The sequence below is a fragment of the Bradyrhizobium sp. 191 genome (genome assembly GCF_023100985.1).
GTDB classification, from domain to species: domain Bacteria; phylum Pseudomonadota; class Alphaproteobacteria; order Rhizobiales; family Xanthobacteraceae; genus Bradyrhizobium; species Bradyrhizobium diversitatis.
In genome coordinates, this window is sequence record NZ_CP064692.1 from 4,119,968 (window position 1) to 4,146,816 (window position 26,849).

General features: G+C 64.3%; 25 protein-coding genes. 10 read left to right on the top strand and 15 right to left on the bottom strand.

What is annotated here, in order from left to right:
* Positions 1-93 precede the first annotated feature (93 nt).
* On the top strand, positions 94-864 hold the full coding sequence (locus tag IVB23_RS19165) for a DUF4167 domain-containing protein (RefSeq protein WP_247804698.1): 771 nt from the start codon (positions 94-96) through the stop codon (positions 862-864).
* A gap of 143 nt (positions 865-1,007) precedes the next feature.
* On the opposite strand, the gene IVB23_RS19170 is transcribed toward IVB23_RS19165, so the two are convergent.
* A complete protein-coding gene (locus tag IVB23_RS19170) occupies positions 1,008-1,754 on the bottom strand; it encodes a methyltransferase domain-containing protein (protein ID WP_061882663.1) in 747 nt (248 codons plus the stop codon).
* Positions 1,755-1,862: 108 nt separating this feature from the next.
* Between IVB23_RS19170 and gloB the strand changes: the two genes are divergently transcribed.
* The gene (gloB, locus tag IVB23_RS19175; RefSeq protein WP_061882664.1) at positions 1,863-2,630 is read left to right on the top strand and encodes a hydroxyacylglutathione hydrolase; all 768 of its coding nucleotides are present in this window, start codon (positions 1,863-1,865) and stop codon (positions 2,628-2,630) included.
* A gap of 37 nt (positions 2,631-2,667) precedes the next feature.
* On the top strand, positions 2,668-3,090 hold the full coding sequence (locus IVB23_RS19180) for a cupin domain-containing protein (RefSeq protein WP_061882665.1): 423 nt from the start codon (positions 2,668-2,670) through the stop codon (positions 3,088-3,090).
* A gap of 1 nt (position 3,091) precedes the next feature.
* Here IVB23_RS19180 and IVB23_RS19185 read toward each other — a convergent pair whose 3' ends face one another.
* The 3 genes from IVB23_RS19185 to IVB23_RS19195 form a co-directional block, all read right to left on the bottom strand.
* Positions 3,092-3,961, bottom strand: a complete 870-nt coding sequence (locus IVB23_RS19185) for an EamA family transporter (RefSeq protein ID WP_247804700.1) — start codon at positions 3,959-3,961, stop codon at positions 3,092-3,094.
* A gap of 162 nt (positions 3,962-4,123) precedes the next feature.
* Entirely contained in the window at positions 4,124-4,849 is a 726-nt protein-coding gene (gene phbB / locus IVB23_RS19190) for an acetoacetyl-CoA reductase (RefSeq protein WP_061882667.1), read from the bottom strand.
* A 240-nt stretch (positions 4,850-5,089) separates the two neighbouring features.
* The gene (locus IVB23_RS19195) at positions 5,090-6,268 is read right to left on the bottom strand and encodes an acetyl-CoA C-acetyltransferase (RefSeq protein WP_061882726.1); all 1,179 of its coding nucleotides are present in this window, start codon (positions 6,266-6,268) and stop codon (positions 5,090-5,092) included.
* A 306-nt stretch (positions 6,269-6,574) separates the two neighbouring features.
* Here IVB23_RS19195 and phaR point away from each other — a divergent pair, with 306 nt between their 5' ends.
* Both phaR and IVB23_RS19205 read left to right on the top strand, forming a co-directional pair.
* Positions 6,575-7,165: a polyhydroxyalkanoate synthesis repressor PhaR gene (phaR, locus tag IVB23_RS19200; protein WP_247804702.1), complete on the top strand. Its 591-nt coding sequence runs from the start codon at positions 6,575-6,577 to the stop codon at positions 7,163-7,165.
* A gap of 52 nt (positions 7,166-7,217) precedes the next feature.
* Positions 7,218-7,838, top strand: a complete 621-nt coding sequence (locus IVB23_RS19205; protein WP_247804703.1) for a class I SAM-dependent methyltransferase — start codon at positions 7,218-7,220, stop codon at positions 7,836-7,838.
* Positions 7,839-7,854: 16 nt separating this feature from the next.
* Here the strand turns inward: IVB23_RS19205 and IVB23_RS19210 are convergent, their stop codons facing one another.
* Positions 7,855-8,742 (bottom strand): branched-chain amino acid aminotransferase, encoded by an 888-nt coding sequence (locus tag IVB23_RS19210; RefSeq protein ID WP_247804705.1) that lies wholly within the window; start codon positions 8,740-8,742, stop codon positions 7,855-7,857.
* A gap of 221 nt (positions 8,743-8,963) precedes the next feature.
* Here IVB23_RS19210 and IVB23_RS19215 point away from each other — a divergent pair, with 221 nt between their 5' ends.
* The gene (locus IVB23_RS19215) at positions 8,964-9,899 is read left to right on the top strand and encodes an alpha/beta hydrolase (protein WP_247804706.1); all 936 of its coding nucleotides are present in this window, start codon (positions 8,964-8,966) and stop codon (positions 9,897-9,899) included.
* A gap of 13 nt (positions 9,900-9,912) precedes the next feature.
* Here IVB23_RS19215 and IVB23_RS19220 read toward each other — a convergent pair whose 3' ends face one another.
* Entirely contained in the window at positions 9,913-10,158 is a 246-nt protein-coding gene (locus IVB23_RS19220) for a hypothetical protein (protein ID WP_061882672.1), read from the bottom strand.
* Positions 10,159-10,373: 215 nt separating this feature from the next.
* On the opposite strand from IVB23_RS19220, the gene IVB23_RS19225 reads away from it, so the two are divergent.
* Complete coding sequence (locus IVB23_RS19225; RefSeq protein WP_247804935.1) at positions 10,374-11,246, top strand: hypothetical protein; 873 nt, start codon at positions 10,374-10,376, stop codon at positions 11,244-11,246.
* A 207-nt stretch (positions 11,247-11,453) separates the two neighbouring features.
* Here IVB23_RS19225 and IVB23_RS19230 read toward each other — a convergent pair whose 3' ends face one another.
* From IVB23_RS19230 to IVB23_RS19240, 3 genes are all read right to left on the bottom strand, one after another.
* A complete protein-coding gene (locus tag IVB23_RS19230; protein WP_061882674.1) occupies positions 11,454-12,014 on the bottom strand; it encodes a hypothetical protein in 561 nt (186 codons plus the stop codon).
* Between the two features lie 107 nt (positions 12,015-12,121).
* Positions 12,122-13,285, bottom strand: coding sequence for a PLP-dependent cysteine synthase family protein (locus IVB23_RS19235; protein ID WP_247804708.1), 1,164 nt, complete (start codon positions 13,283-13,285; stop codon positions 12,122-12,124).
* Positions 13,286-13,390: 105 nt separating this feature from the next.
* The gene (locus IVB23_RS19240; RefSeq protein WP_061882676.1) at positions 13,391-13,855 is read right to left on the bottom strand and encodes an Lrp/AsnC ligand binding domain-containing protein; all 465 of its coding nucleotides are present in this window, start codon (positions 13,853-13,855) and stop codon (positions 13,391-13,393) included.
* Between the two features lie 163 nt (positions 13,856-14,018).
* Here IVB23_RS19240 and IVB23_RS19245 point away from each other — a divergent pair, with 163 nt between their 5' ends.
* Complete coding sequence (locus tag IVB23_RS19245) at positions 14,019-15,032, top strand: 1-aminocyclopropane-1-carboxylate deaminase (RefSeq protein WP_061882727.1); 1,014 nt, start codon at positions 14,019-14,021, stop codon at positions 15,030-15,032.
* A gap of 204 nt (positions 15,033-15,236) precedes the next feature.
* On the opposite strand, the gene recQ is transcribed toward IVB23_RS19245, so the two are convergent.
* The 6 genes from recQ to IVB23_RS19275 all read right to left on the bottom strand — a co-directional run bounded on the left by recQ (position 15,237) and on the right by IVB23_RS19275 (position 25,040).
* Entirely contained in the window at positions 15,237-17,102 is a 1,866-nt protein-coding gene (recQ, locus tag IVB23_RS19250) for a DNA helicase RecQ (protein ID WP_197968601.1), read from the bottom strand.
* 240 nt (positions 17,103-17,342) lie between these two features.
* Positions 17,343-18,086, bottom strand: coding sequence for a polysaccharide deacetylase family protein (locus IVB23_RS19255; protein ID WP_061882678.1), 744 nt, complete (start codon positions 18,084-18,086; stop codon positions 17,343-17,345).
* 104 nt (positions 18,087-18,190) lie between these two features.
* Entirely contained in the window at positions 18,191-19,192 is a 1,002-nt protein-coding gene (locus IVB23_RS19260; RefSeq protein WP_247804710.1) for a homoserine O-succinyltransferase, read from the bottom strand.
* A gap of 12 nt (positions 19,193-19,204) precedes the next feature.
* Positions 19,205-20,506, bottom strand: coding sequence for an O-acetylhomoserine aminocarboxypropyltransferase/cysteine synthase family protein (locus IVB23_RS19265; protein ID WP_247804711.1), 1,302 nt, complete (start codon positions 20,504-20,506; stop codon positions 19,205-19,207).
* A 320-nt stretch (positions 20,507-20,826) separates the two neighbouring features.
* Complete coding sequence (locus IVB23_RS19270; protein WP_247804713.1) at positions 20,827-23,937, bottom strand: efflux RND transporter permease subunit; 3,111 nt, start codon at positions 23,935-23,937, stop codon at positions 20,827-20,829.
* Positions 23,937-25,040, bottom strand: a complete 1,104-nt coding sequence (locus IVB23_RS19275) for an efflux RND transporter periplasmic adaptor subunit (RefSeq protein WP_197968606.1) — start codon at positions 25,038-25,040, stop codon at positions 23,937-23,939. Before IVB23_RS19275 ends, IVB23_RS19270 begins: the two co-directional genes overlap by 1 nt.
* Before the next feature lie 215 nt (positions 25,041-25,255).
* On the opposite strand from IVB23_RS19275, the gene IVB23_RS19280 reads away from it, so the two are divergent.
* Both IVB23_RS19280 and IVB23_RS19285 read left to right on the top strand, forming a co-directional pair.
* The gene (locus tag IVB23_RS19280; protein WP_197968607.1) at positions 25,256-25,834 is read left to right on the top strand and encodes a TetR/AcrR family transcriptional regulator; all 579 of its coding nucleotides are present in this window, start codon (positions 25,256-25,258) and stop codon (positions 25,832-25,834) included.
* 28 nt (positions 25,835-25,862) lie between these two features.
* Positions 25,863-26,708 (top strand): alpha/beta hydrolase, encoded by an 846-nt coding sequence (locus tag IVB23_RS19285; protein ID WP_197968608.1) that lies wholly within the window; start codon positions 25,863-25,865, stop codon positions 26,706-26,708.
* Positions 26,709-26,849 lie beyond the last annotated feature (141 nt).

Consider the following 26,849-nt stretch of genomic DNA (forward strand, 5'->3'; position numbering starts at 1 on the left):
CGGTGCGCGCGAGAGATGTGAGCCGCTGTCACCAGGTCACTCCTAGCAATCAGTAATGCGTGCAACCTTTAGGGCTGGAATCGAAGGCAGGACATGAGAAACGGTCAGAACAAGCAGCGGATGCGCAACCGCAACAACAATAACAACAACCGGCGTGGCCAGAACCCGATGACCCGGGTCTACGAGTCCAACGGACCCGACATCAAGATTCGCGGCACCGCTTCGCACATCGCTGAAAAGTATCTCCAGCTTGCGCGTGATGCGCGCTCCTCCGGAGACCCCGTTGCAGCCGAGAACTACTACCAGCATGCCGAGCATTACTTCCGCCTGATCGCGGCGGCCCAGGAGCAGTTCCGTCAGAACCAGCAGCCGCGCGGCGATGAGCCCGTCAGCAGCAGCGACGACGGCGAGGATGACGGCGAGAATTTCTCAGCTTTCGGCCAGGAGCCGGGTTTCGTCCCGCAGCCTCCGCAGCAGCCCTTCATGCGCGACCGCGATGGCCAGCGCGATCACCACCAGCGTGATCAGCAGCAGCGCGAGAGCCAGCAGCCCTATCAGCGCGACAACCAGCAGCCGCGCGAGCACCGCGAACGCGATCATCGTGCTCAGCCGCAATATCAGCCGCAACCCGCCAACCAGCCGCAGCCCGTCATCGCCGATGCCGGCAGCGTCGACCGCCTGCCCTCCTTCATCACCGGCGCGCAGCCGCAAGTGAATGTCGCAGCGAATGGCGGCCAGGGCGGGTTCGAGGGCGCCGGTGGCGGCGAGCGCTATCCGCGGCGGCGGCGCCGGCCGCATGGCCCGCGCCCCGAGCGCGAGGCCGCCCCAGTCGCGTCCAGCGACGAGGTCGCCCCTGGCGAGTAGCCATTTCTGATCTGATGTCCTGAACTGAAATCGTCCCGGCCTCGCGCCGGGACGATTTGTTTGGACGGTGTGCGTTGGTCCAATCGGTGGGGGCCGCAAGCACGGACCACCTCTCCCATAGGGACCCATAGGGAGAGGTTAAGCTAGCCGCGCGTCGCTGTCGTCTGGGACGGCACCAGCACCGGCTTCGCGAGCGAGGGAATGAGCCGCGCGCGCTCGCGCTTGGCGGGGATCGCGCGGTAGACCTGCTTGGTCGCCTCCACGATATGGACGCCGGCAAAGGGCAGCGACAACGCTGCCCCGGCGCGCTCCCACATCTGCGCCGATTTCAGCACCCAGCCTCCGGCATAGGGCGGCATGAACAACGCCTCGCCCCAGGCGGTCGGCGTGAACCAGGTCTGGCGCAGCAGCTCGGTGATCTGCGAGCGCGAATAGGGCCGGCCGTGACCGAAGGGCGTGCTGTCGGTGCGGGTCCACACCCCGCGCCGGTTCGGGATCACGGCGATCACGCGCCCGGACGGCGACAGCACGCGCCACACCTCGCGCAGCAGCGCGGCCGGATCGTCCGACATCTCCAGCGCGTGGACCAGAAGGATGCGGTCGACCGCGGCGTCAGGAAGCGGCAGCGAGTATTCGTCGACCAGCGAGGCCAGCGCCGGTCGTCCCGTCGGCCATTTCAGGACGCCCTGGGCCGCCGGCATGAAGGCGATGCAGCGCTCGGCGTCCTCACGGAACAATCCCAGATAGGGCGTGGGATAGCCGATGCCGAGCACGCGCTGGCCCTCGGCGCTTGGCCAGCGCTCCCTGATGCCGCGATTGATCATTTGCCGCGCCACGATCCCGAGGCGGCGGGAATAGAACTCGCGGAGGTCGACGACGTCGATGGTCATGACGGCAATGTAACATGCGCCAGGCCGCCACTGCGCGCGGAATATTGCATTGCCTGCGCAACGTTAACGCCATATTTGTCTGGCGGGGCTGAGCCCGATGGAGATGACATGGCCGCCGAAATTCGTACTTTCACCTGTTTAAACGACAATTTCGGTTATCTGATCCACGATGTGGAAACCAAGGCGACGGCGTCGATCGACGCGCCCGAGGCCGGTCCCATCCTCCAGGCCCTGGAGCGCGAGGGCTGGCAGCTCACCGACATCCTGATCACCCATCATCACGGCGATCATGTCGGCGGGGTTGCCGAACTCAAGCAGAAATACAATTGCCGCGTCGTGGCGCCGCACGACAAGACCACGAAGATCGCGAATGTCGACCTGCGTGTCGCCAACGCCGACGTGGTGAAGATCGGGAATTTGCTGGCGCGTGTCGTGGAGACGCCCGGCCACACGCTCGACCACATCTCTTACGTGTTCGACACCGAGAAGACGGTTTTCGCCGCCGACACGCTGTTCTCGATCGGCTGCGGCCGCGTCTTTGAGGGCACCTACCCGATGATGTGGGATTCGCTTCTGAAGCTGCGGGCGCTGCCCGACGACTTCAAGCTCTATTGCGGCCACGAATACACGGCGTCCAACGTCAAGTTCGCACTCACCATCGAGCCGGACAATGCGGCGCTCCAGGCGCGCGCCGCGGAAGTGGCGAAGCTGCGGGCCGAGAACAAGCCGACCATTCCCTCGCTGCTTGGTGAGGAGAAGCGCGCCAACGTATTCCTGCGCGCCGATGAGCCGGCGGTCGCGGCGAAGCTGCACATGAAGGGCGCGGATGCCGCCGCGGTGTTCGGCGAACTGCGCGAGCGCAAGAACAAGTCCTGAAGCACAAGTCCTGAAGAACAAATCCTGACGGGGATCGATGCCGACCGCAGCCGAGATCATCGCGCGCCTCGAACTCCGGCCGCATCCCGAAGGCGGGCATTACCGCGAAACGTTTCGCGATCTGGCCACGGACGCCAACGGGCGTTCGCGCTCGACATTGATCTATTTCCTGCTCGCCCGCGGCGAGCGTTCGCACTGGCATCGCGTCGATGCGGTCGAGACGTGGCACTATTACGCCGGCAGTCCCTTGATGCTGCGCATCGCCCATGACGGCTGCTCCCAGCATGAGGTGCGGCTGGGCACCGACCTCGCCAACGGCGAGCGGCCGCAGGCGATCGTGCCGGCGCAGGCCTGGCAGATGGCAGAAACCACGGGCGAGTGGACGCTGGTCGGCTGCACCGTGGCGCCCGCATTCGAGTTCGCGAAGTTCGAGCTCGCACCAAAGGGCTGGGAGCCGTAGCTCACCTCTTCCGCAGCACCATGTCCTTTGCCGCGATCAGGCCGCCACCGGCGATCAGGATGGCGGCGATGGCGATGCTGGTGCTGGCCTTGGCAAAACCGGCGGCGATGAGGAAGCCGGTCGAGAGCAGCGGCGTCGCGTAGGAGGCGGCGCCGAGCACGCGGATGTCGCCGCGCTTCATGCCGATGTCCCAGGCGTAGAACGCGGCGCCGACCGGGCCGATGCCGAGTGCGATGACCGAGAGCCATTGCAAGCCCGTCCCCGGCCAGACCGTGGTTTCAAGCAGGCCGTGCATCAGCGCGGCCAATATTGCCGTGGCAAGACAGAAGCCCGCGACCGCATCGGTCGGCACCGCTTTCAACCGGCGCGACAGCACCGAATAGGTCGCCCAGACAAACGCCGCGATGAAGGCCGCGATGAGACCCGGCACAGCTCCAGGCGCAAAACCGCTGGTGTTGCCGGCGAACAGCAGCACCGTGCCGACGAGGCCGAGCACGGCGCCGATGATGTGATGCGCAGCCAGCCGCTCGCCAGGCAGGAATGACGAGAACAGCACGATCAGCAGCGGCCACAGGTAGTTCAGAAGGCCCGCTTCGGCCGGCGGGGCGAAGCGCAGCGCGAGAAAATACAGCGCATGATAGCCGAACAGGCCACCAACGCCGACGACCCAGACGGCGAGCGGCTGACGCAGGCTTTTCGCCGCCTCGCTCCGCCCGATCCAGGTGAGCAGCCCAACGACACCGCCGATCGCGAAGGTCATCGCGGCGAGCTGGAATGCCGGGATCTTTCCGGTCGCCACCGTCATCACTGACAGCAGCGACCACATCAGGATCGCGGTCAAACCGATCAGCGTGGCGGTACGGGGAGTCATTCCAGGGCCTCGTCGTTCCGGGGCGGCTCGAAGAGCCAAACCCGGAACCTCGAGATTCCGGGTTCGCCGCTAGCGCGGCGCCCCGGAATGACAGGGCATCATGCCCGGGACAAGCCCGGGCATGACTGGGTCACCAATATGATCGCACGTGATGCGATCGCATCACACCATGTACTGGCCGCCGTTGATCGTCAGCGTCGAGCCGGTGATGAAGCCGGACTCATCGGCCGCGAGGAACACGACCGCGCGCGCAATCTCTTCGGGTTCGCCGAGCCGGTTGGCCGGGATCTGCGGGATCACGTTCTTCTCCAGGACGTCCTTCGGCACCGCCTGCACCATTTCGGTGTTGATGTAGCCCGGGCAGATCGCATTGACGGTGATGCCGCCCTTGGCGTTCTCGAGCGCGAGCGCCTTGGTGAAGCCGACGTCGCCGGCCTTCGCCGCGGAATAGTTGACCTGACCGAACTGCCCCTTCTGGCCGTTGATCGACGAGATCGAGATGATGCGGCCGAACTTGCGCGCGCGCATGCCCTCGATGACTTGGCGCGTCATGTTGAACAGCGAACCCAGATTGGTATTGATGACGGCGGTCCACTGCTCGAGCGTCATCTTGTGGAAGGCGGTGTCGCGGGTGATGCCGGCATTGTTGACCAGCACCTCGATCGGCCCGAGATCGGCTTCGACTTGCTTCACGCCGGCCGCGCAGGCGTCGAAACTGCTGACGTCCCATTTGTAGACGGCGATGCCGGTCTCGGCCTTGAACTTCTCCGCCGCCGCATCGTTGCCGGCATAGTTCGCCGCGACCTTGTAGCCGGCCGCCTTCAGCGCCTTGCTGATCGCCGCTCCGATGCCCCGCGTACCACCCGTCACCAGTGCAACACGTGCCATGTCGTATTCCTTCCCTTGGACTCTTCGGACGCTTGAGAGTGACTGTTTTTAGCTGCGGATTATGCGGGACGTTTGACGGACATCAAGAACAAAACGCCCGGCGTCGAGCCGGGCGTTTCTCTTTAGTCGAGGCTTGCGTGGTTGCGAAGAATATTTGATTTGCAACCGCCGCCTTTTTAGCCGCGTGCAACGCAGCGCTGACGTGTGCGGCGCACGCGTCAGCTCCGTGCAAGGTTGTCGTCAGTCGCGCGCCAAACACATCGCGATACCCATGCCGCCGCCGATGCACAGCGTGGCCAGGCCCTTCTTCGAATCGCGCTTCTGCATTTCGTGCAGCAGCGTCACCAGCACGCGTGCGCCGGATGCGCCGACCGGATGGCCGATTGCGATCGCGCCGCCATTGACGTTGACCTTGGATGTGTCCCAGCCGAGATCCTTGTTGACGGCGCAGGCCTGTGCCGCGAAGGCTTCGTTGGCCTCGATCAGGTCGAGATCGCCGACGCTCCAGCCGGCCTTTTTCAGCGCGGCGCGCGAGGCCGGGATCGGGCCCGAGCCCATGATCTTAGGATCGACGCCGGCCTGAGCCCAGGACACGATGCGCGCGAGCGGCTTCTTGCCTTCCTTGGCCGCCTGCTTGGCGGTCATCAGCACCACGGCGGCGGCGCCGTCGTTGATCCCGGAGGCCGAGCCCGCAGTGACCGTGCCATCCTTCTCGAAGGCCGGCTTGAGCTTGGCCATCGCGTCGAGCGTGGCGCCATGACGCGGATATTCGTCGGCGCTGACGACCACGTCGCCCTTGCGGGTCTTGATGGTGACGGGGACGATCTCGTCGTTGAACCTGCCGGCCTTCTGCGCGGCCTCCGCCTTCTGCTGCGAAGCGACGGCGAACTCGTCCTGCTGGGCGCGGGTGATCTGCCACTGCCGTGCGACGTTCTCGGCGGTGTTGCCCATGTGGTAGCCGTTGAAGGCATCCCACAGGCCGTCCTTGATCATGGTGTCGACGAACTCGACGGGGCCCATCTTGACGCCACCACGCAGGTACTGGGCGTGCGGGGCCATGCTCATGGATTCCTGGCCGCCTGCGACCACGATCTCGGAATCACCGTTGAGCAGCGCCTGATAACCGAGCGCAACCGTGCGCAGGCCCGAGCCGCAAAGCTGGTTCACGCCCCAGGCCGGGCTCTCCACCGGAATGCCGGCGGCGATCGAAGCCTGGCGGGCCGGGTTCTGGCCCTGGGCGGCGGTCAGGATCTGACCCATGATGACCTCGGAGACCCGGCCGGGCTCGATGCCACCGCGCTCCAGCGCGGCCTTGATGGCGATAGCGCCGAGATCGTGGGCGGGAAGGGTCGCGAACGCTCCGTTGAAGCTACCGACCGGGGTGCGGGCGGCGCTGACGATGACGACATCGTCTGACATGGGCATCTCCTGGGTTTGAAGGGGGCAGGCGGGGCTGGGGAAAAGACGGCTCGCCAGTCTCGACCGGCATCCTGTTAACGTCGTTGAGGCATGTCAATCGGACGGTCTCCGAATTCATGCCGCAACGCATTCAAAATAGCGTTCTTGGCGCTTTCGCAAGCAGGATTTTGCTCTGCGATTAACCGTGCCGCACAAAACGGTAGCGTGAGCCCTTTGAAAATGCTTATTTTGTTGCGTTGCGTACTCTTCCCGCCCTGCGGCATTGCCCGACAGGTTCCCGTTCTCCGCGTTTGCAAGTGAGAGCCCATGGCGAAATCAGACCAACCCACCACCATCAAGAAATACGCGAACCGCCGGCTCTATAACACCGGAACGAGTACCTACGTGACGCTGGAAGACCTCGCCGCCATGGTCAAGGACGGCGAAGATTTCCTGGTCTATGACGCCAAGACCGGCGACGACATCACCCGCTCCGTGCTCGCCCAGATCATCTTCGAGCAGGAGAACAAGGCCGGCCAGAACCTGCTGCCGACCACCTTCCTGCGCCAGCTCATCCGCTTCTATGGCGACAGCATGCAGATGGTGGTGCCGAAATATCTGGAGCAGTCGATCGCGACGCTGACGCAGGAGCAGGAGAAGTTCCGCAAGCAGATCGCCAATACGCTGTCCGGCACTCCTTTTGCTCCGCTGGAGGAGCAGGTCCGCCGCAACATGGAGCTGTTCCAGCAGACCTTCTCGATGTTCAAGCCGTTCGCGGCGCCCCGTCCGACTGCCACTGCCGAGCCGGAGGTCGGTGCGAGTACCGAGGAGTCGAAGGACAGCAACATCGACGATCTGCGCCAGCAGATGAAGGAGATGCAGGAACGCCTCGAGCGGATGTCGAAGAAGGACGAGTAGTCCTTCATTTGCACCGGCCCCCAGCGAGCGGGAGGACGAGCGAGGACGAGCCATGTCTGGCCGAAGCACCCATTGGGACAATGTCTACGCCACCAAGGGCGAAGCCGAGGTCAGCTGGTTTCAGGACAGTCCGACAATCTCGCTCGAGATGATCCGCGCGGCCAATCCGGATCATGGCGCAGCCATCATCGATATCGGCGGCGGCGTCTCGCGGCTGGTCGATGCGCTGCTGCAGGACGGATATCGCGACGTCGCCGTGCTGGATCTCTCTGCCAACGCGCTTGATGCGGCGAAGAAGCGAATCGGTGGAGCCGGTTCGATCGTCGACTGGATCGTTGCCGACGCCACGACGTGGCAGCCGGCGAAGTCCTACGACGTCTGGCACGATCGCGCCGCGTTTCATTTCCTGACCGAGCCGCGCGACAGGGCGGCCTATGTCGAACGCCTGCGGGCAGCGCTTACCCCCAGCGGGCAAGTCATCATCGGCACGTTCGCGCCCGATGGTCCGGAGAAATGCAGCGGCCTGCCGGTTCAGCGACACGACAGCGCGAGCCTTGCAGCGGAGCTCGGGCCTGAGTTTGAGCTCGTCGAGACGCGCAGCGAGACGCATCACACGCCGTGGGATTCAACGCAGGCGTTTCAGTTCAGCCGGTTCCGGAGACGCAGCTCATAAGCGCGCGACAGCCGGCTCAAGCCGCCAGCTTCACCGCATGCGCGAAATCCCAATAGAGCTTTCGCGCGCGCGTATAGAACGGCCCCGGCTTCAGCTCGTGCTCGTCGATGCGGATCACGGGCGCGACCTTGGCGAAATTGCCGGATGAAAAGATCTCGTCGGCGGCAAGGAAATCGGCATAGCGCAGCGTCTTCTCGACCACGGTTACTCCGTCGGCCCGAAGCAGGCTGATGACACGCTGGCGCGTGATGCCGTTCAGGAATGTGCCGTTCGGCACCGGCGTAAAGACCACGCCGTCCTTCGCCATGAACACGTTCGAATTGCCGAACTCGGCGACGTTGCCGAGCATGTCGAGCATCAGCGCGTTGTTGAAGCCGCGCGCGGCGGCCTCGGCGAGTGCGCGCGAATTGTTCGGATAGAGGCAGGCCGCCTTGGCCTCGACAGGCGCGCATTCGGCGGTGGGCCTGCGGAACGGCGACAGCGTGATCGCGTTGCCGACGGGTTTTGGCATCGGCGCCACGTAGATGCACAGGCAACAATTGGTGGTCTCGGGGTCGAACAGCACGCCGCCACCGCTCCCGTTCTGCGCCCAGTACATCGGACGGATATAGAGCTCGGCATCCGCCGCAAATCGCGCAATGCCTTCGGTCGCGAGCGCAAGCCAGGCGCCGGTATCGAGCACCGGCTTCAGGCCAAAATTGATCGCCGATTGATTGACGCGGGCGACGTGCCGGTCGAGATCGGGCGCAACCCCCTCGAACGCGCGCGCGCCGTCGAACACGATCGAGCCGAGCCAGGCCGCATGCGTGCGCGAGCCCATGATCGGCACGTTGCCCTCGTGCCATTCGCCCTCGAAGAAGGTCCAGCTCGGCGAATAGTCGATGGGCTTCTTGATCTCGGCCATGACCGGCCTCCCCTTGGAAATGTCCGGGCACTATTGCGCCCAATTTCTAAAAGATTCCCTGCGGGGACTTGGTGAGCTACCCTCCTCTTCGTGGGAGAGGGTGGCTCGTCGCGTAGCGGCGAGACGGGTGAGGGGTATCCATCCGCGAACTCATCTGCGGAGAAAACCCCTCATCCGGCGCTGCGCGCCACCTTCTCCCACAAGGGGAGAAGGAAGAATCAATGCCGCTCGATCCGCTCGCCAAGCGTTTGTTGACCATGATGGCTGCGGCTGCGCCGCAGGCGCGGAGCCGGCCCAGCGTGGAGGCGCGGCGGCAATCGCTGGCAAAGCTGATGCAGTTCGCGCGTGCCGAGGCGGCGGATGTGACGACGTCCGACGGCGTTCTGGCCGGCCGCGCCGGCGAACTGCCCTATCGCCTCTACACGCCGGCAAGCGCCGAGGAGCTCGCACCGGGCTTCGTGTTCTTTCACGGCGGCGGGCTCGTCGCCGGCAGCATTGCCACGCACGACCGCATCGCGGCCGCGCTGGCGCATGCCACCGGCTGCCGCCTCGTGTCGGTCGACTACCGGCTCGCGCCCGAGCACAGATTCCCCGCCGCCGTCGATGACGCGATAGCGGCTACCGAGTGGGTGGCGCGCGAGGCGGCATCGCTCGGCATCGACGCGGACCGCCTGGTGATCGGTGGCGATTCCGCCGGCGCAACGCTCGCTGCGGTCGTGTGCCAGGAGGCAGCGCAGACCGCCGGCCTCTCCATTGCCGCGCAATGTCTGATCTGCCCGGTGCTGGATTTCGAGGAGACCTCGCCCTCGCGCGAGGCCTTTGCCGAGGGCCACCTGATCGACCGCGCCACGATCGAAGCGGATCTTTCCGACTATCTGCCCGAGGGCATCGACGCCGCCGATCCCCGCGTCTCTCCGTTGCGCGCGACACGGCTGACGGGACTGCCGACCGCGATCATCCACACCGCCGAATACGACCCGATGCGCGACGAAGGCAATGCCTATGCTCGCAAGCTGCTCGCCGCGGGCGTCGCCGTCGAGCATGTCTGCCACGACGGCATGGTCCACAATTTCCACGCCATGGGCGCGATCCTGCCGCAGGCCCAGCTCGTGCTGTCGCAGATCGGCGAACAGGTGCGGAGGGCGGTGAAGAAGTGAGTGAGCGCGAGAATCACACGCGTGCGTCGAGAACGGCTCTGGCGGCCGCGAGATACTCGGGCCAGTGCGCATCCGCATAGCGCTCCGCCTGCCGTGCGCAAGTGACGTCCGGAGCATGCGCGCCAGCGATCATGCGCGCAAAGCGTTCTTCGGCAACCGTCACATCATCGACCACTGGCGCCGGTGCGGCCGCCGCAGCGGTCGGAGCGAGGGCGAGCCCCGCCATTCCGGCGAGCAGGATGCGGCGTGACGTGTTCATGGCTGTCGTCCTCCGTTGTCTGGCCTGCACTCTGGCCGGCGAGAGTGTCGGTGCAGTCACGACAGGGTAGCCGCGTGCGTCGATACAGTCCATCGTTTGCGGATAGCGCTTGACCGCGGGAACAATCACGTTCCATCTAGCGAGCGTTTCCGCCACCAGAGCCTCACGCGTCGGATTGTCACGTGTCAACTCGCAACCCTCCGCATCGTCCGGCTTTGCGCGCGATCGCGCTGGGGCTGGCCTGCCTGACGGTTTCAGCGAGCGCTGCCTTCGCCGCCGAGGCGGACGAGGACGCAGCGGCAAAGCCGGCTGTTCCGAACATCTACCTCGACCTCCGCACCAGCTATGCGACGATTCCCGCAGGCACGCTCGGGCTCGGCTTCGGCACCACCTCGCTGTCGGCGGCGCTCCAAGCGCTGGCGGCGCGACGAAGCACGACGCTGCCGAACGGCTTGCCGGCGGCGAAGTCGATTGCCGTTGACCTGCCGCTGACCGTCGACGTCACCGACCGCGTCTCGCTCTATGGCGGCGTGTCCGGATCGACGACGGATATTGGCGGCGGCTGGTCGTCCTTCGATATCACCAGCTGGAACATCGGCGTGCAGGCCGACCTCTACCAGCAGAATGGCGGCAAGATCCCGACGATCACGCTGCAATCGACGCTGACGCAGTCGGTGCCGAACGAGCAGGGCATGGTGAATTCCTTCAACAACATCCTGGAATTCGACTACGCGCTCGACGAGGACGAGACGCGGGGCTGGTTGGCCGGCATGCAATACACCACCGCCACCATTGCCAGCCCGTTCGCCAGCATCCGGCCGAACACGGTCCTCTATGGCGGCGGCTATTACCAATGGCCGAGCAACTGGAAGTTCACCGGGCGCTTCGGCATGCAGTCCTTCGGTGGCGCACAGCTCGCGGGACGGACGATCGCGGAGTCCTTCACCCAGCCGATCCTGCGGCTCGACCTTGACCGCATGGACGACAACGACAACCGCCTGTTCGGCATCACCGCGCTGATCGGGTGGACGCCGAAGCCGTCCTATCAGCTGACGTTGCGAACGCCGCTCTACGCCGTGCGCAATTAGCGCAGCGAGCTAAAACGCGATAAAATGACGCTTGATCGCGCAACGACAGAAGTGCGCACCCTCTCCCGCTTGCGGGAGAGGGTGCTTCCGCAATGGGACAATCCCCTAGAGGAGAAAGCCCTCACCCGGCGCTTCGCGCCGACCTCTCCCGCAAGCGGGAGAGGTGAACGAGCCGCAACAGTCGATCAACCTGAAAGCCACTTCGCTTTAATCCGGCACCGGCACGTCGAACGTGTTGAGCGTGACCGAGACCATGCAGTAGACGCCGACCAGATAGGACAGCTCGGCCGCGCCGTGTTCGCCGAACTCCTTCACCGCCGCACGATAGGTCAGCTCCGGCAGCACGCCACCGCTGACCAGGGCCGAGGCCATGTCATAGGCGACCGCCTCCTGCCTGGTCAGATCGACAGGCCGCTGTCCGGCGACGATGGTCGCCAGCTTCTCGTCGGACAGACCGCGCTGCTCGGCGACCAGAACGTGGGCATAGAGCTCGTAGCCGGACCGGAAATGCGAGCCGGTGACGAGGATCGCGACCTCGCGCACCGGCGCCGGCAGCAGCGGGTTCGACGCGACCGCCTTGACCAGCTCCCACACCGGCCCGCCGAAGCGCGGCTCGCGGATCCAGGGGTTCCAGGGCCCGAGCAGCGCGCCGTCGTCGCGCATGTTCACAAAGCCCTTGAAATGGTCCGTGATGCCGGCTCGCATGTCGTCATAGAGCGGCTTCTGTTCGTCAGTCAGATCCTTGGGATCGAGAATGGGAAGGCGCACGGCAGGATCTCCTCGTTGAGACCGCAACCGTCACCTGCATGCGTGCGCAGGGCAAGTGAAGTTGGCGTGACGGTCGTGCCAATTTGAAAAACGGCAGGAAGGCGCTGCTATGACGCGGCGGGGCTTCGTGCGCCCTGCGGATTGAAGACGTCGTCGACATCGAGCCTCAGCGGCTCGCCTGTCGCGAGGAACGACGACAAGGCCGCCTCGTAAGGCGCCGGATCGAGGCCGCGCGCCGTCAGCCATGCGGGCTCGTAACAGGTCTGCCGGTAGCGCTCGCCGGAATCGCAGATCAGCGTCACCAGCGACCCTGTCGCGTTCGCCTGACGCATTTCCGAGGCGAGCCGGCACAGCGCCAGGAAGTTGGTGCCGGTGGAGCCGCCGACCGCGCGGCGCAGCCGGCGCGACAGCACGTTCATCGCCGCGATCGTCGCCGCATCCGGGATCTTCATCATGCGATCGACCACACCCGGCACGAAGGACGGCTCGCAGCGCGGCCGGCCCACACCCTCGATCAGCGACGGGCGGTCGCAGACATGGGAGCGGTCCTGCGAGCGGAAGCAGTCGAAGAAGGCGGAATGTTCGACATCGGCGACGCATAGCCGCGTCGGATACTGCCGATAGCGCAGATAGCGCCCGATGGTGGCCGACGTGCCGCCGGTGCCGGCGCCCATCACGATCCAGTCCGGCAGCGGGCGCGGCTCGCCCTGCAATTGCGTGAAGATGGACTCGGCGATGTTGTTGTTGCCGCGCCAGTCGGTGGCGCGCTCGGCGAAGGTGAACTGATCCATGTAGTGGCCGTTCAGACGGGCGGCGAGCGCCGCGGCGTCCGCATAGAGCGCGCGACCGTCGTCGATCAAATGGCAGTTGCCGCCATAATGCTCGATCGCGGCAATCTTCTCCGCCGAGGTCGTCCGCGGCATCACGGCGTAGAAGGGCACGCCGATCATCTGCGCGAAATAGGCTTCCGACACCGCCGTCGATCCCGACGATGCCTCGATCACGGGCGTGCCTTCGCCAATGTGGCCGTTGCAGAGCGCATAGAGGAACAGCGAACGCGCGAGGCGATGCTTCAGGCTGCCGGTCGGATGCGTAGACTCGTCCTTGAGATAGATGTCGATGCCGGAGAGCGCCGGCACGATCAGCCGGATCAGATGCGTGTCGGCGGTGCGGCACTGGTCGGCCTCGATCGCAGCTACGGCCTCGTCAACCCAGCCGCGCCGATAGCTCGGCCCGGCCGGATTGAACTGGCGGAAGGGGAATGTCTGCATCGGGTGAACCTCTCATGATGCCGATCGCGCATCAAGTGCGCTGGATTTTGTTTGACGTGTTTTATGATGCGAACCGGCTTCCACTTCGCTGGAAAACGCTTCCGTTCAAAACTCCAGCGGCGCGTTGTCGACGACTTCCTTCATCACGAAGAAGGTTCGGGTCTGGCGCACGCCGGGCAGCGCGATGAGCTGCTCGCCATGGATGCGGTTGAAATCCTCCATGTCGCCGACGCGGATCTTGAGGAAGTAGTCGAAGTCGCCGGCGACTAGGTGGCAGTCGAGCACGAATTTCAACTTCGCGATGGCCTTTTCGAAGGTGGCAAAACTCTCAGGCGTCGAGCGGTCGAGCACGACGCCGACCATCACCAGCGTACCCTTTGCCAGCTTCTTCGGCGCGACCATGGCGCGCACGGTGGCGATGAAGCCGTCCTCGAACAGGCGCTGAGTGCGGCGATGGCAGGTGGCGGGGCTGATCGCGACCGTCTCGGCCAGCTCGGCATTGCTGAGCCGGCCATTATTTTGAAGCAATCTCAGTATCTTAAGGTCGATGCGGTCAAGTCGAGCGGCCATGGAAGAAGCTTTCATTCATTACGCACAATATGGAAGAAATCCGGCTTATCGTATCTATTTGTGCAAGATACGAATAGTATCGAGCCGATATTCGAGAGCACATTTATCCAAGGTAATGCTAGCTCCGTTTCCCAGACGCCACCGCCAATCGGGATGACCAATGATGCTGGAAAAATTCGCGCGCTACCCGCTGACCTTCGGCCCGACGCCGATCGAAAAGCTGGAGCGGCTGTCAAAACACCTCGGCGGCAATGTCGAGATCTATGCCAAGCGCGAGGACTGCAATTCCGGCCTCGCCTATGGCGGCAACAAGCTGCGCAAGCTCGAATACATCATCCCCGATGCGATCGCCTCCAACGCCGACACGCTGGTCTCGATCGGCGGCGTGCAGTCCAACCACACCCGCATGATCGCCGCGGTCGCGGCCAAGATCGGCATGAAGTGCCGTCTGGTGCAGGAGGCCTGGGTGCCGCACGAGGATGCGGTCTATGACCGCGTCGGCAACATCATGCTTTCGCGCATCATGGGCGCCGACGTGCGCCTGGTCGACGACGGCTTCGACATCGGCATCCGCAAGAGCTGGGAACAGGCGATCGAGGAGGTGAAGGCGGCGGGCGGCAAGCCCTACGCGATTCCCGCCGGCGCCTCCGTGCACAAGTTTGGCGGCCTCGGCTATGTCGGCTTCGCGGAGGAGGTGCGCAAGCAGGAAGCCGAGCTCGGCTTCAAGTTCGACTACATCATCGTCTGCACCGTCACCGGCTCCACCCATGCCGGCATGCTCGTCGGCTTCGCCGCCGATGGCCGCGCCCGCAAGGTGATCGGCATCGACGCCTCGTTCACGCCGGCCCAGACCAAGGCGCAGGTGCTCGAGATCGCGCAGAACACCGCTAAGCTCGTCGAGCTCGGCAAGGATCTCGTGGATGACGACGTCGTCCTGATCGAGGACTACGCCTATCCCGCCTATGGCGTGCCGTCGGAAGAAACCAAGGAGGCGATCCGCCTCACCGCGCGGCTCGAAGGCATGATCACCGACCCCGTCTACGAGGGCAAGTCGATGCAGGGCCTGATCGACCTCGCGAAGAAAGGCTATTTCGAGAAGGGTGCGAAGATCCTCTACGCCCATCTCGGTGGCGCCCCCGCGCTGAACGGATACGCGTATGCGTTCAGGAATGGGTGAGGTACCCACCTCTCGCCTCCCCTCCGCTGTCGTCCCGGGCAAGCGTCAGCGCCGATCCGGGACCCATACGCCGCAGCAATCGTTTTGCGACGGCTCGTGGTGGCCTGCCTGCCGTAACCACATCGTCCTGTGGCTATGGATCCCGGATCTGCGCGCGCTTTGGGCGCGCTTGTCCGGGATGACGGCGGAGTTAAAGGCCGCTCCCTACCGCGTCCTGATGATCTGCAGCAGCTCGTCGCCGTAGTGCTCGAGCTTCTTGTCGCCAATCCCCGGCACGTTGCGGAGTTCGTCCAGCGTCGTCGGCCAGGCCCGGACGATGCCGTCGATCGTTGCGTCGTGCAGCACCACGTAGGCCGGCACTCCACGTTCGCGCGCCACGTCGGAACGCCATGAGCGCAGGCGCGCGCGCAGTTCGGGATCGACATCGCCCTGCGGCGCGCTGGCCGTGGGCGCGAGGTCGCCGCGACGGGATTTGGCGCGGCTCGAACGCAGCCGGATGCCCGGCGCCTCCTCGCGGAGCCAGACCTCGGTCTCGCCGCGCAGCACCCCGCGCGAAGACTCCGTCAGCTTGAGCGCGCTGTAGGCTTCGCTGTCACTTCGCAAATGGCCCATCGCCACCAATTGCCGGAGCACGGTGCGCCATTGCTTCTCGTTGAGCTCGCGGCCAATGCCGAACACTGACAGCTTGTCGTGACCGAACTGCGTGACCTTCTCGGTCAGGCGCCCGACCAGCACGTCGATCAGGTGCATCGCGCCGAAGCGTTGCCCGGTACGGTAGACGCAGGAGAGCAGCTTCTGCGCCAGCACCTTGCCGTCGCGCATCTTGGGCGGGGTCAGGCAATTGTCGCAATTGCCGCAGCTCTCGCCCATCACGATCTCGCCGAAATAAGCGAGCAACCGGTGGCGCCGGCAATGCGGCGTCTCGGCAAGGCCGACCAGTGCATCGAGCTTGCCGATCGAGACCCGCTTGAATTCGTCGGAGGCGTTGGACTCGTCGATCATGCGGCGCTGCTGCACGATGTCCGAGAGGCCATAGGCCATCCAGGCCGTCGACGGCTTGCCGTCGCGGCCGGCGCGCCCCGTCTCCTGATAATAAGCCTCGATGCTCTTGGGCAGATCGAGATGGGCGACGAAGCGCACATCGGGCTTGTCGATGCCCATGCCGAACGCCACGGTCGCGACGATGACGATGCCGTCCTCGTTGAGGAAGCGGTCCTGGTTGCGCGAGCGCAACGCCCCGTCGAGCCCGGCGTGGTAGGGCAGCGCCGCAATGCCGGCGTCTTGAAGCGCGGCGGCGACCTCCTCGACCCGGTTGCGCGACAGGCAATAGACCACGCCGGCGTCGCCCATGTGGCGCTCGCGGATCAATTCCTTCAGTTGCGACACCGCGTTGCGCTTGTCGACGATCTCGTAGCGGATGTTGGGCCGGTCGAAGCTCGAGACGAATTGCGGCGCACCCGTCAGTTGAAGCCGCTCGACGATCTCCTTGCGCGTCAGCTCGTCGGCCGTCGCGGTCAGGGCGATGCGCGGCACGTCGGGAAACCGCTCGGCGATGATGGAGAGGCCGACATATTCGGGTCGGAAGTCATGCCCCCATTGCGAGACGCAATGCGCCTCGTCGATCGCAAACAGCGCCACCTTCGCCTGCGCCAGCAGCGACAGGCAGCGCGGCGTGACCAGCCGTTCCGGCGCGACATAGAGCAGGTCGAGATCGCCCGCGAGAAGGCGTCGCTCGATGTCGGACGCCTCCTGCTGCGTCAGCGACGAGTTCAGCGCGGCGGCATTGACTCCGGCCTCGATCAGCCCGGCAACCTGGTCGCGCATCAGCGCGATCAACGGCGACACCACGATGCCGCAGCCTTCGCGCAGCAAGGACGGAAGCTGATAGCACAGCGACTTGCCACCGCCGGTCGGCATCAGCACGAGGCAATTGCCGCCCTCGGTAACATGCCGGATGATCTCGCCCTGCGCTCCGCGAAAACCCGGCAGGCCGAACACCGAATGCAGCACCGACAGCGCGTCGCGGCCGTTGGCCGGCGCAGAGAGCGGAGCGGTGGAGGGAGCGGACATGGGCGGAACAGATCAGGCCGTGAGATTCATCACAACGCCAGTCGCATGCCGGCGTGGGCGTGGCAAGACTGTTTGGGGGCGAGACACGCAGCTTCCTCTCCCTCTCCCCGTTCTTACGGGGAGAGGGTTCGGGTGAGGGGCATTTCTCCGCAGATGAGATGCATGTGAGACCTGTACCCCCTCACCCGGATCGCAAGGGCGATCCGACCTCTCCCCGCGAGCAGGGAGAGGTGAACAGGCCTACGCCCCGATTCGCCGCAGTGCCTCTGCGACCGTCACGATCGGCATGTTGCGCTTCCCAGCGGCCTCCAGCGCATGACGCATCAGATGCGGCGTACAGCCATAAGGACTTGGCGCATCGGCGACGTCGTGGCCGTAGAAGATCAGCCAGCCGCCGCTAGCGACCGCCTCGTCAAAATAGCGATCGACGCCTGCCTGATCGATCTCGCAATCCACAAGCGGCGAGGCGCGCAGGAACTGGAGATCGATGACGTCGCTGTTGACACCGGGAAGAATGCCGCGCGCGGAACGGAAGGCTTTCGCGAGTTGCGGCTTGCGCCAGACCGAGGCGAGCCCATAGGGGTAGGCGAAGTTCTCCAGCGTGATCGAGGAATCGATGCCGCGGAAATGACTGCGGTTCCGCTCGATCTCGCGAGCCATCGCGGTCTCATCGAGAGTGGCCGAACTCCGGTGCGAGAAGGTGTGGCAGGCAATCTCGTGACCGGTCCTGTGAAGCCGCACGATCGCATCGTTCGACAAACCGTGCCAATGGTCCGACGGCTGATCGATCAAGCTGCCGGCGAGATAGAATGTCCCCCGCCCGCCATGCTGCTCCAGAAGCTCGGCCCCCTCGTCTGCGGCGCTATCGGGGGCATCGTCGAAGGTGAAGCTCACCATCGGCGCATGCGCGGGCAATCGGTGCGGCGCGGCGTGGAAATGCCGGGCCAACCGATTGTTCACGCGTCCTTGGAGTGCCGACCACACGCTGCGCTTCCCGTGATTCCCATTCCTCAAGTGAAACATTCGTGCGCAGGCTGAGGCAAGCCTAACGCCTGGGTAATCCTAACGTGAGACCAATGCCGCTTGGACTAGCGCGCCGCTACCGATGCGTCGGCGTCCGCGCCGAGATAGCGCAACCAGTTGCGGAATAGCATTGCCGCCGCGTAGCCAGCGCCGATATCGGCGCGCAAGTTCAGCCCAGGCAGCTCGTTGGCGAGTGCCGGATGGCGCTGATGCGCCGCCTTCTTCTCGAAGCGAGCCAGCTTCTCTTCGGTCGCTGCGTCAAAATAGCTCACCGGCAGGCGCGGGTAGGTCTCGCGCTCCCGCGCGAGATAGCGGCCAATGTCGCGCAGATATTCGCGCTGGAGCGACAGCGCGTCATATTCCGGGTGGCCCTGGAAGAACACGAAGCGGCTGGCATATTGGCGGACGAAGACGTCGACGCCGGCTTGAGCCGAGCGTGTCAGCACCTGATAGCCGGCCTGCACGAGGTCGCTCTCGGCGATCTCGTTCAGACGTGAATGCGAGACCTTGAGCGGCGCAGGCGCAGCACGGGTCAACCCATCGCGCGTCACGACGTCGCAATCGAAAATGCCGTGACATTTGGCCGGCAGCCGCCGCCGTTCAATGCCGTCGAGGTGCAGCACCGCGGCATGCGCGGCAAGGCACGACCAGATCGTCGAACGCGTGTTGGTCTTGGCCCAGTCGATGAGGTTCGTGAGGTCCTGCCAGTATGGCTCCTGGTCGAGCTCGGGCGCGATCGGTTCTGCGCCGGTCACGATCAGTCCGTCGAACTTGCCGCGCTCGAGATCGGAAAGGTCGGAATACTCGCTCTCGACATGCCACTTCGCTTCGGGCGACCGCTTCACGCTGGGAAGCGAGAAGCAGTGGAAGCGGATGCGGTGCGGGCCCGCGGCGGCCTGGAGCAGCTTCATGAACTGCCGCTCGGTCGCCTTCAGCGCCGGGTCCGGCATGTTGTTGATCAGCCCGATCGTGAGGTCGGCGCCGGCATGATCGCGCACGAGATCGCCCTCGCCCGGCACCAGGGCCGGGCTCGATACGACTTGATCCCTGTCGATCAGGATCGTCATGGTCGACGCCGCCTACTCCGCGGCCTCGAGCCGCGCCGACGGGCAGGCTTTTTCCAGCGCCTGGTCGATATCCTCGATGATATCAGACACATGCTCGATGCCGATCGACAAGCGGATGGTCTCCGGCAGCACGCCGGCAACGCGCTGCTGCTCCGCCGACATCTGCCGATGGGTGGTCGAGGCCGGATGGCAGGCCAGTGACTTGGCGTCGCCGATATTGACGAGCCGCGTGATCAGCTTCAGCGCGTCATAGAAGGTCTTGCCGGCCTCCATGCCGCCCTTGATACCGAAGGTGAACAGCGAGGAGGCGTTGCCGTTCAGGTACTTCTGCACCAGCGGGTAATAGGGGCTGTCCGGAAAACCGGTGTAATTGACCCAGGCGACGCGCGGATCGCCGCGGAGGAATTCGGCGACCTTGCGCGCATTCTCGACATGGCGCTCCATGCGCAGCGCGACGGTCTCGATGCCCTGGAGCAGCAGGAAGGCGTTGAACGGCGACAGCACCGAGCCCATGGTGCGCTGATAAACGCTGCGCGCGCGCTCGATAAAGGCGGTACGGCCGAAGCGCTCGGCATAGACGAGGCCGTGATAGGAGGCATCCGGCTTGTTGTAGGCCGGGAAGCGCTCGGCGTATTTGGCCCAGGGAAAGTTGCCAGAATCGACGATGGCGCCGCCGAGCGTGGTGCCGTGACCGCCCAGGAACTTGGTGAGCGAATGCACCGCGATGTCCGCGCCGTAGTCGAACGGCTTGAGCAGGATCGGGGTTGCGACAGTGTTGTCGACGATCAGCGGCACGCCATGCGCATGCGCGATCTTCGCCAGCGCCTCGATGTCGCAGACGTTGCCGGCGGGGTTGCCGATGGTCTCGGCAAAGACGGCCCGGGTGTTCTCGTCGATCAGCTTCTCGATCGCCTCAGGCCTGTCGCTCTCGGCGAAGCGGCCGGTGATGCCTTGGCGCGGCAGGATGTGGGAGAGCAGCGTGTGCGTGGTGCCGTAAAGCTGCGGCACGGAAACGATGTTGCCGCCGTGATCGGCGACGTTGACGAAGGCGAAATGCAGCGCAGCCTGCCCGGTCGCGACCGCAAGCGCGCCGACGCCGCCTTCAAGTTGGGCGATACGCTTCTCCAGCACCGCACTGGTCGGATTGGCGATGCGGCTGTAGCGAAAACCTTCGGTCTCGAGATTGAACAGGGCGGCGCCGTGATCGGCGCTGTCGAATGCGTAGGCCGCGGTCTGGTAGATCGGCACGGCCACCGCATGCGTCGTGGCCTCGGGCTCGTAACCGGCGTGAACAGCGATCGTCTCGTTGCGCATCGTACCACCTCCGCGTGGAGCGGGCCGCACTTATTGGCCTAGAATGAGGCATGTGCGTTGTCCGCCGTCCTCGTGTTAGAGGCGGGTGGTAAAGCGGACAATAATCGCCTAGAGATCGAGGAAGTAACCTTAACCGCCGTTGGCAAATTGGCTAAAGTTCGAGTTAAATTGGATTAATCAATTAGCGGCGGCGATGTCGGCTACCGACGCCCTGTGGTGATCCCCAGCGAAAGCGTACTTCCGCCACTTCCCGGATGTGGGCGCGGGCCTTGTCCTTTTCCCGTTCGGACCGGACGATCCTCCATGGGATCAACGGAGCCTTACTCGGCAGCCAATGCCGCTTGCAATTCCGGCTTCTCGCGTGAAGCCTCATGCATATCATCTGCGGTCGGCTTGATCCGGAACCACGCTGCATAGAGCGCTGGGAGGAACAGCAGGATCAGCACCGTTCCGACCGCGGTGCCGCCGATCAACGTGTAGGCCATCGATCCCCAAAAGACGGAGTGCGTGAGCGGGATGAAGGCAAGCACCGCAGCAAGCGCCGTGAGGATCACGGGCCTGGTGCGTTGGACTGTGGCTTCGATGACAGCGTGATAGTCGTCAAGTCCGGCGGCGAGGTTCTCCTTGATCTGTTCGGTCAGAATCAGAGTGTTGCGCATTAGAATGCCCGCCAGTCCGATCAGGCCCAGGATCGCGTTGAACCCGAACGGCTGGTTGAAGAGGAGCAGTGCCGGCACGACGCCGACGAGGCCGAGCGGTCCGGTTAGCACGACCATCGCCATCGTCGAGAAGGACCGCACCTGTAGCATGACGACGATCAGCATCGCGGCAATCATGGCGGGGAAGATCGTCGCCAGCGCGTCGTTGGCCTTGGTAGCTTCCTCGATCGATCCGCCGAGCTCGATACGATAGCCGGCCGGAAGGGAGGCGATCAGCGGCTGCAGGGCCGTCTTGATCTCCTTGGAGACCTCCGGAGGTTGGGTCGCCTCATTGATATCAGAGCGAATGGTGACGACCGGCGTGCGATCGCGGCGCTTCATGATCGGCTCTTCGAGTCGGATTTCCGAATGACCGACCTGGTCGAGCGGAATCGAGCGGCCGTCCCTGCTCATCAATGAGAAATCCGCCAGACGCGATGGATCCAGCCGCTCGCCGCCGGCGCTGCGCGCCACGATGGGGACATTGCGGATGTCCTCGCGAACCTGGGTCACGGCAATGCCAGTGAGCAGGAATTGGAGCTGGCGGCCCACCTCGGCCGGCGAAAGGCCGATCAGGTTCAGCCGATCCTGATCTGGGATGAAGCGGAGCACTGGCGTGCGATCGCCCCAATCCCGATTTGCCTGCCGCGCGTCATGAACGCCACGCATGACTTCGAGAGCCTTCTGAGAGATGGCATACAATTGAGCGGGATCCGGCCCCATGATCCGGAACTCCACCGGGAAGGGCGTATAAGGTCCGAACACGAGTTGGGTGACGCGCACATTGGCCTCGGGTGCCAGGCCCTGTGACACGGTCTGCCGGAGCCGGTGCTTCAAAGCCTCCCGCGCCTCTGCGTCAGGCGTCAGGACGACGATCTTTGCGAAGGCCGGATCGGGCAGCTCCGGCGCCATCGCGAAGAAGAAGCGCGGCGCACCCTGACCGACATAGCTGGTAATGATTTTGGCCTCGGGTTGATCGTGCAGCCAACCCTCGAGCTTCTCGACGGTGGCCGTGGTCGTCTCGATGCTGGCGCCTTCCGGCAGACGGACCTCCACCAGCACTTCCGGGCGGTCGGATGTCGGGAAGAACTGCTGCTTGACTCCGCCCATGCCGACGACGGAAAGCGCGAAGGCGACGGCGACGATGCTGGAGGTCAGGAACTTGTGGCGCACGGCGAGGGTGATGAGGCTACGCAGGCGCTGATAGTTGGGCGTGCCGTAAATCGCGTGGTGACCGCCTTCGACCGGCTTGATCGCGGGCAGCATCTTGACGCCAAGATAGGGCGTGAAGATCACCGCGACGATCCATGAGACGATGAGGGCGAAGCCCACGACCCAGAAGATGTTGCCGGCATATTCGCCGGCGGTCGAGCGGGCGAAGCCCACCGGCAGGAAGCCTGCGATCGTCACGAGCGTTCCGGACAGCATCGGCGCCGCGGTGTGGCTCCACGCGTAAGCTGCCGCGCTGATGCGGTCCATGCCCTCTTCCATCTTCACCACCATCACCTCGATGGCGATGATGGCGTCGTCGACGAGGAGACCGAGCGCCAGGATCAAAGCACCGAGCGTGATGCGGTCGAAGAACCGGCCGGTCTCCAGCATGATCAGGAACACGACGGCGAGCGTCAAAGGCACGGCAGCCGCCACGACGATGCCGACGCGCCAGCCGAGGCTGAGAAGGCTCACCAGCAGCACCACGCCGAGCGCCATCGCGAACTTCATCATGAATTCGTCGACCGCCGAGGTGATGTTGACGGCCTGGTCGCTGACCTTGGCCAGGCTCATTCCGAGCGGCAGCGTCCCAGCGATCGCTGCGGACCTCTCCTCCAGCGCCTTGCCGAGCGCCAGACCATTCCAGCCCTCCTGCATCACCGCTGCGAGCATGATGGTGGGCTCGCCCTGGTGCCTGATGATGTAGGTGGGTGGATCCTCGTAGCCGCGGCGGACCTCGGCAATGTCGGACAGCTTCAGCGTCCGCCCGGCAGCGACGATCGGCGTGTCGGCGATCGCCTCGACGCTGTCATAGGCGCCGTCGACCCGGATGAAGACCTGCGGTCCCTTGGTGTCGATCGAGCCTGCCGGCGTGACGGTATTCTGCCGCTGCAAGGCGGCAACGATATCCGTTGCCGATACGCCGAGCGTTGCCAGCTTGGCATAGGAAAATTCGACGAAGATCTGTTCGGGACGCTCACCGAGGATGTTGATCTTCTTGACGCCGGGCACGTGCAGGAGGTCCTGACGGATGGTCTCGGCTTGCCTTGCGAGTTCGCGCATCGGCATGCCCTTGGCCTTGAGCGCATAAAGCGCGAAGCTCACGTCAGAATATTCGTCGTTGACGAAGGGGCCGAGCACGCCAGAGGGCAGCTTGCGCGCTTCGTCTCCGAGCTTCTTGCGGGCCTGATAGAACTCCTCCTGCACGCTCGACGGCGGCGTGCTGTCCTTCAGCGTCACGGTCATGTAGGCATAACCGGGCCGCGTCGTCGTCTCCACCCGGTCGTACCAGGTCAGCTCCTGAAGCCGCTTCTCCAGCGGTTCGGCGACCTGGTCCTGCATCTCGCGCGCGGTCGCGCCCGGCCAAACCGTCGTCACCGTCAGGGTCTTGATGGTGAAGGACGGATCCTCGGCCCGCCCAAGCATGAAGAAGGCGTAGGCGCCCGCAGCTGCCAGCAGGAGGATGAAGAACAGGGTGACGGCCCGTTCGCGAACGGCGAGGGCGGAGAGGTTGAAGCTCATCAGTTACTCCTGGTTTCCGACGCGGTCCTGACGCGAGCGCCCTCGTGCAGAAGATGAGCGCCGAGGGAGACAATCTGGTCACCGGACTTCGATCCGGAGATAACAGCCGTTTCGCTGGTCACGCGCAGAAGCTTGACGGGTTGCAAGCGCACGGTTGAGTTCGCGCTGTCGAAGACCCAAACGCCGGTCGTTCTGCCGTCATCGAGCACGGCTCCCAGCGGCACCTGGACTTCCGGCCGATGATCCTGGCTTGCAAGCCGAATGGTGACCGTCGCGCCAAGCGGCGCCGCCGCGGCGTCACCATCGAGCACGTATCGGGCCTCATAGGTGCGGGTCTGGGGATCGGCGGAATCCGACAACTGGCGCAGATGCGCGGTAAAGCGGCGCCCATCGCTCCCATACAGGCTCGCCTCGGCGAGCGATCCGATCGCCGGCCGGGTCGTTTCGGGAAGCGCCACCACAGCTTCGCGAGGACCGGACTGGGCCAGCCGAACCACCGCCTGGCCGGCGGCGACGACTTGGCCGGGCTCACCAAGCGTTTGGGTGACCGTTCCGTCAGCGTCCGCCACCAGCACGGAATAGGTCGCCTGGTTCTCGGCGACTCCTGCTTCGGCTTCGGCTGCCGCGAGCTGCGCCTTGGCGGTGTCCGATGCGGCCTTCGCCTGCTCGTAGCGTTGCTTTGACGTCCATCCGTCGTTCACCAGATTGGCGTAGCGCCGCTCGTCGGCGTCGGTCTGAACGACAACCGCACGCGCAGCGGCGACGGCGTTGCGCTTCGCTGTGACCGCCAGGCGCAGGTCGGTTTCGTCGATCCGCATCAGCGGCTGGCCGGATTTGACCTGCTCACCGACATTCACGAGTCGTTCGACGATCTTCCCGGCAACGCGGAAACCGAGATTGCTTTCCACGCGGGCGCCGACGGTCCCCGTGAAACCACGTTCAGATCCGCTGACGCGAGTGGGCGTCACCAGGCGGACCATAGGGGGCTCTTGCCTGGGGTCGATGACCGCAGAGGCTTCATGGGCGGGAATCGCAAGAGCAACGAAGGTCGCCACCCCCGCCGGGATCAAAATACCGGCGAGCACCGCAACACCCCTTTTCATGACCGTCTCCTTTTGAAATTTAGATTTCAAGCGACCTCTATATGGAATTTAGATTTCGTTCGCAATCTAAATTCTGAGATGATCACGGGAGCGTGATCCCCAGAGCACGGGTTCTCGTCGCGCTGCGCTCAAAATCTAGCTGCGCGGATTTATAGATTGCGATTGAACTCTATATTGACTATAGAGGTTGGACGAAATCCAAATGGAGATCCGCGATGCGAGTGAGTCGCACCCAGGCGGCCGAGAACCGCCAAACCGTGATCAATGTGGCCAGTCGCCTCTTCAGGGAGCGCGGCTTTGATGGCATCGGCCTCAAAGATCTGATGAAGGGGGCCGGGCTAACCCAAGGCGCCTTCTACAAGCAGTTCGCATCAAAAGAGGATCTGGCGGTGGAGGCGTCCAGGCGCGCATTGGAAAGCGCATCCGGCCGATGGTCAGACGCGGCCGCGACCCATCCCGACGATCCACTCGGCGCAGTGATTGGGTTCTACCTCAGTGGAGACCATCGCGGAGAGAAGATGGACGGCTGCCCGATCGTGGCGCTTGGCTCGGATGCCGCTCGACAGGGCCCTGAGGTGAAGGCGGAATTCGAAGCAGGAATCAAAGCGCATCTCGACGTGCTCGACCGCTTTCTCGCCGGAACTCGCGACGAGGCCTCCCGCAGCAAGGCCATGGCCATTCTCGCGACGATGGTCGGCGCGGTGACGCTATCGCGCGTGGTCAATGACCCTGAGCTGGCTCAGGCCATTCTGGATGCAGCGGCCGAACAGGTTCGCGCTGCCGCAGCCGCTTGAACGCCCCCCGAAGCACGGAGACAGTCCAATGCTCAGCATCGCCGAAGCCAAACCCAGTTTGTTGGAGATATCGGACAAGTTAAGCGTACGTTTTCAAGAGACTGGCAGCGGGCCTCCGCTGCTCCTCTTGCATACGATCCGGACCCAGCTGGAATACTTTCGTGCTCTTGCGCCCATCCTCGCGAGATCACACACAGTGTACGCCATTGACCTTCCCGGTCACGGACACTCGGCAATCGACCCAAGCGCAAGCTTCGATGAACCCTACTTCAGACGGGGCGTGATACGCTTCATCGAAGAGCTAGACCTCTCGGACGTGACGCTCGTTGGTGAATCGATCGGCGGAACACTGGCCCTTACAGTTGCAGCGTCGCTTCCGCAGCGGGTGAAGCGGGTCGTTGCGATCAATCCCTACGACTACGACACCCGTTACGGCGACGGCATTCGGCGCGGCAACTGGTTCGCGAATTTCATCATCGGAAGCCTGCAGATCCCGGTGCTCGGCGCCATCAATGCTTGGCTCGAAAACAAGCTCGTCCTCGGCAAGATCATGGGCGGCGGATATCACGACCCGCGCAAACTGCCGGCCGATCTGCTCGCCGAATTCGGTGAAGTCGCCCGCCGCCCCGGATACAAGCGAGCGGCGCGGAAGGTGCTGGCTGGTTGGCGCTCCTGGAGCAAGGCACGCGACTACTATCAGCAGATCTCGGCGCCCGCGACGCTCGTCTATGGCGACAGCGACTGGTCTCGGCACGATGAGCGCGAACGCACAAGGTCGCTGATTCCCGCTTCGCGGATGGTGACGCTCAAGAAGACAGGCCACTTCTCGGCTGTCGAAAACCCGTCGGAACTGGCTCGCGTGATCTTGGGATAGAATACCCGTCCATCAGCGGTGAACGCCGTTAATCCGACATAAGCGACTGTCTCGATCTGGCTCTTCAGCGCCGCAGAGCTCCGGCTGCCGAGACGCTGTCCGCGAGCCCCCTCTTCCGCAAGGGGATAGGGATAAGGCTAT

Bases quoted from the DNA above. Each gene is read 5' to 3' on its own strand.
- IVB23_RS19270 (WP_247804713.1), bottom strand. From the start codon at position 23,937: ATGAGCTTCAACCTCTCCGCCCTCGCCGTTCGCGAACGGGCCGTCACC.
- IVB23_RS19210 (WP_247804705.1), bottom strand. From the start codon at position 8,742: ATGGCCGAGATCAAGAAGCCCATCGACTATTCGCCGAGCTGGACCTTC.
- IVB23_RS19165 (WP_247804698.1), top strand. From the start codon at position 94: ATGAGAAACGGTCAGAACAAGCAGCGGATGCGCAACCGCAACAACAAT.
- gloB (WP_061882664.1), top strand. From the start codon at position 1,863: ATGGCCGCCGAAATTCGTACTTTCACCTGTTTAAACGACAATTTCGGT.
- IVB23_RS19260 (WP_247804710.1), bottom strand. From the start codon at position 19,192: ATGACGATCCTGATCGACAGGGATCAAGTCGTATCGAGCCCGGCCCTG.
- phbB (WP_061882667.1), bottom strand. From the start codon at position 4,849: ATGGCACGTGTTGCACTGGTGACGGGTGGTACGCGGGGCATCGGAGCG.
- IVB23_RS19235 (WP_247804708.1), bottom strand. From the start codon at position 13,285: ATGCAGACATTCCCCTTCCGCCAGTTCAATCCGGCCGGGCCGAGCTAT.
- IVB23_RS19275 (WP_197968606.1), bottom strand. From the start codon at position 25,040: ATGAAAAGGGGTGTTGCGGTGCTCGCCGGTATTTTGATCCCGGCGGGG.
- recQ (WP_197968601.1), bottom strand. From the start codon at position 17,102: ATGTCCGCTCCCTCCACCGCTCCGCTCTCTGCGCCGGCCAACGGCCGC.
- IVB23_RS19240 (WP_061882676.1), bottom strand. From the start codon at position 13,855: ATGGCCGCTCGACTTGACCGCATCGACCTTAAGATACTGAGATTGCTT.
- IVB23_RS19195 (WP_061882726.1), bottom strand. From the start codon at position 6,268: ATGTCAGACGATGTCGTCATCGTCAGCGCCGCCCGCACCCCGGTCGGT.
- IVB23_RS19245 (WP_061882727.1), top strand. From the start codon at position 14,019: ATGCTGGAAAAATTCGCGCGCTACCCGCTGACCTTCGGCCCGACGCCG.
- IVB23_RS19220 (WP_061882672.1), bottom strand. From the start codon at position 10,158: ATGAACACGTCACGCCGCATCCTGCTCGCCGGAATGGCGGGGCTCGCC.
- IVB23_RS19170 (WP_061882663.1), bottom strand. From the start codon at position 1,754: ATGACCATCGACGTCGTCGACCTCCGCGAGTTCTATTCCCGCCGCCTC.
- IVB23_RS19215 (WP_247804706.1), top strand. From the start codon at position 8,964: ATGCCGCTCGATCCGCTCGCCAAGCGTTTGTTGACCATGATGGCTGCG.
- IVB23_RS19265 (WP_247804711.1), bottom strand. From the start codon at position 20,506: ATGCGCAACGAGACGATCGCTGTTCACGCCGGTTACGAGCCCGAGGCC.
- IVB23_RS19280 (WP_197968607.1), top strand. From the start codon at position 25,256: ATGCGAGTGAGTCGCACCCAGGCGGCCGAGAACCGCCAAACCGTGATC.
- phaR (WP_247804702.1), top strand. From the start codon at position 6,575: ATGGCGAAATCAGACCAACCCACCACCATCAAGAAATACGCGAACCGC.
- IVB23_RS19185 (WP_247804700.1), bottom strand. From the start codon at position 3,961: ATGACTCCCCGTACCGCCACGCTGATCGGTTTGACCGCGATCCTGATG.
- IVB23_RS19285 (WP_197968608.1), top strand. From the start codon at position 25,863: ATGCTCAGCATCGCCGAAGCCAAACCCAGTTTGTTGGAGATATCGGAC.
- IVB23_RS19180 (WP_061882665.1), top strand. From the start codon at position 2,668: ATGCCGACCGCAGCCGAGATCATCGCGCGCCTCGAACTCCGGCCGCAT.
- IVB23_RS19205 (WP_247804703.1), top strand. From the start codon at position 7,218: ATGTCTGGCCGAAGCACCCATTGGGACAATGTCTACGCCACCAAGGGC.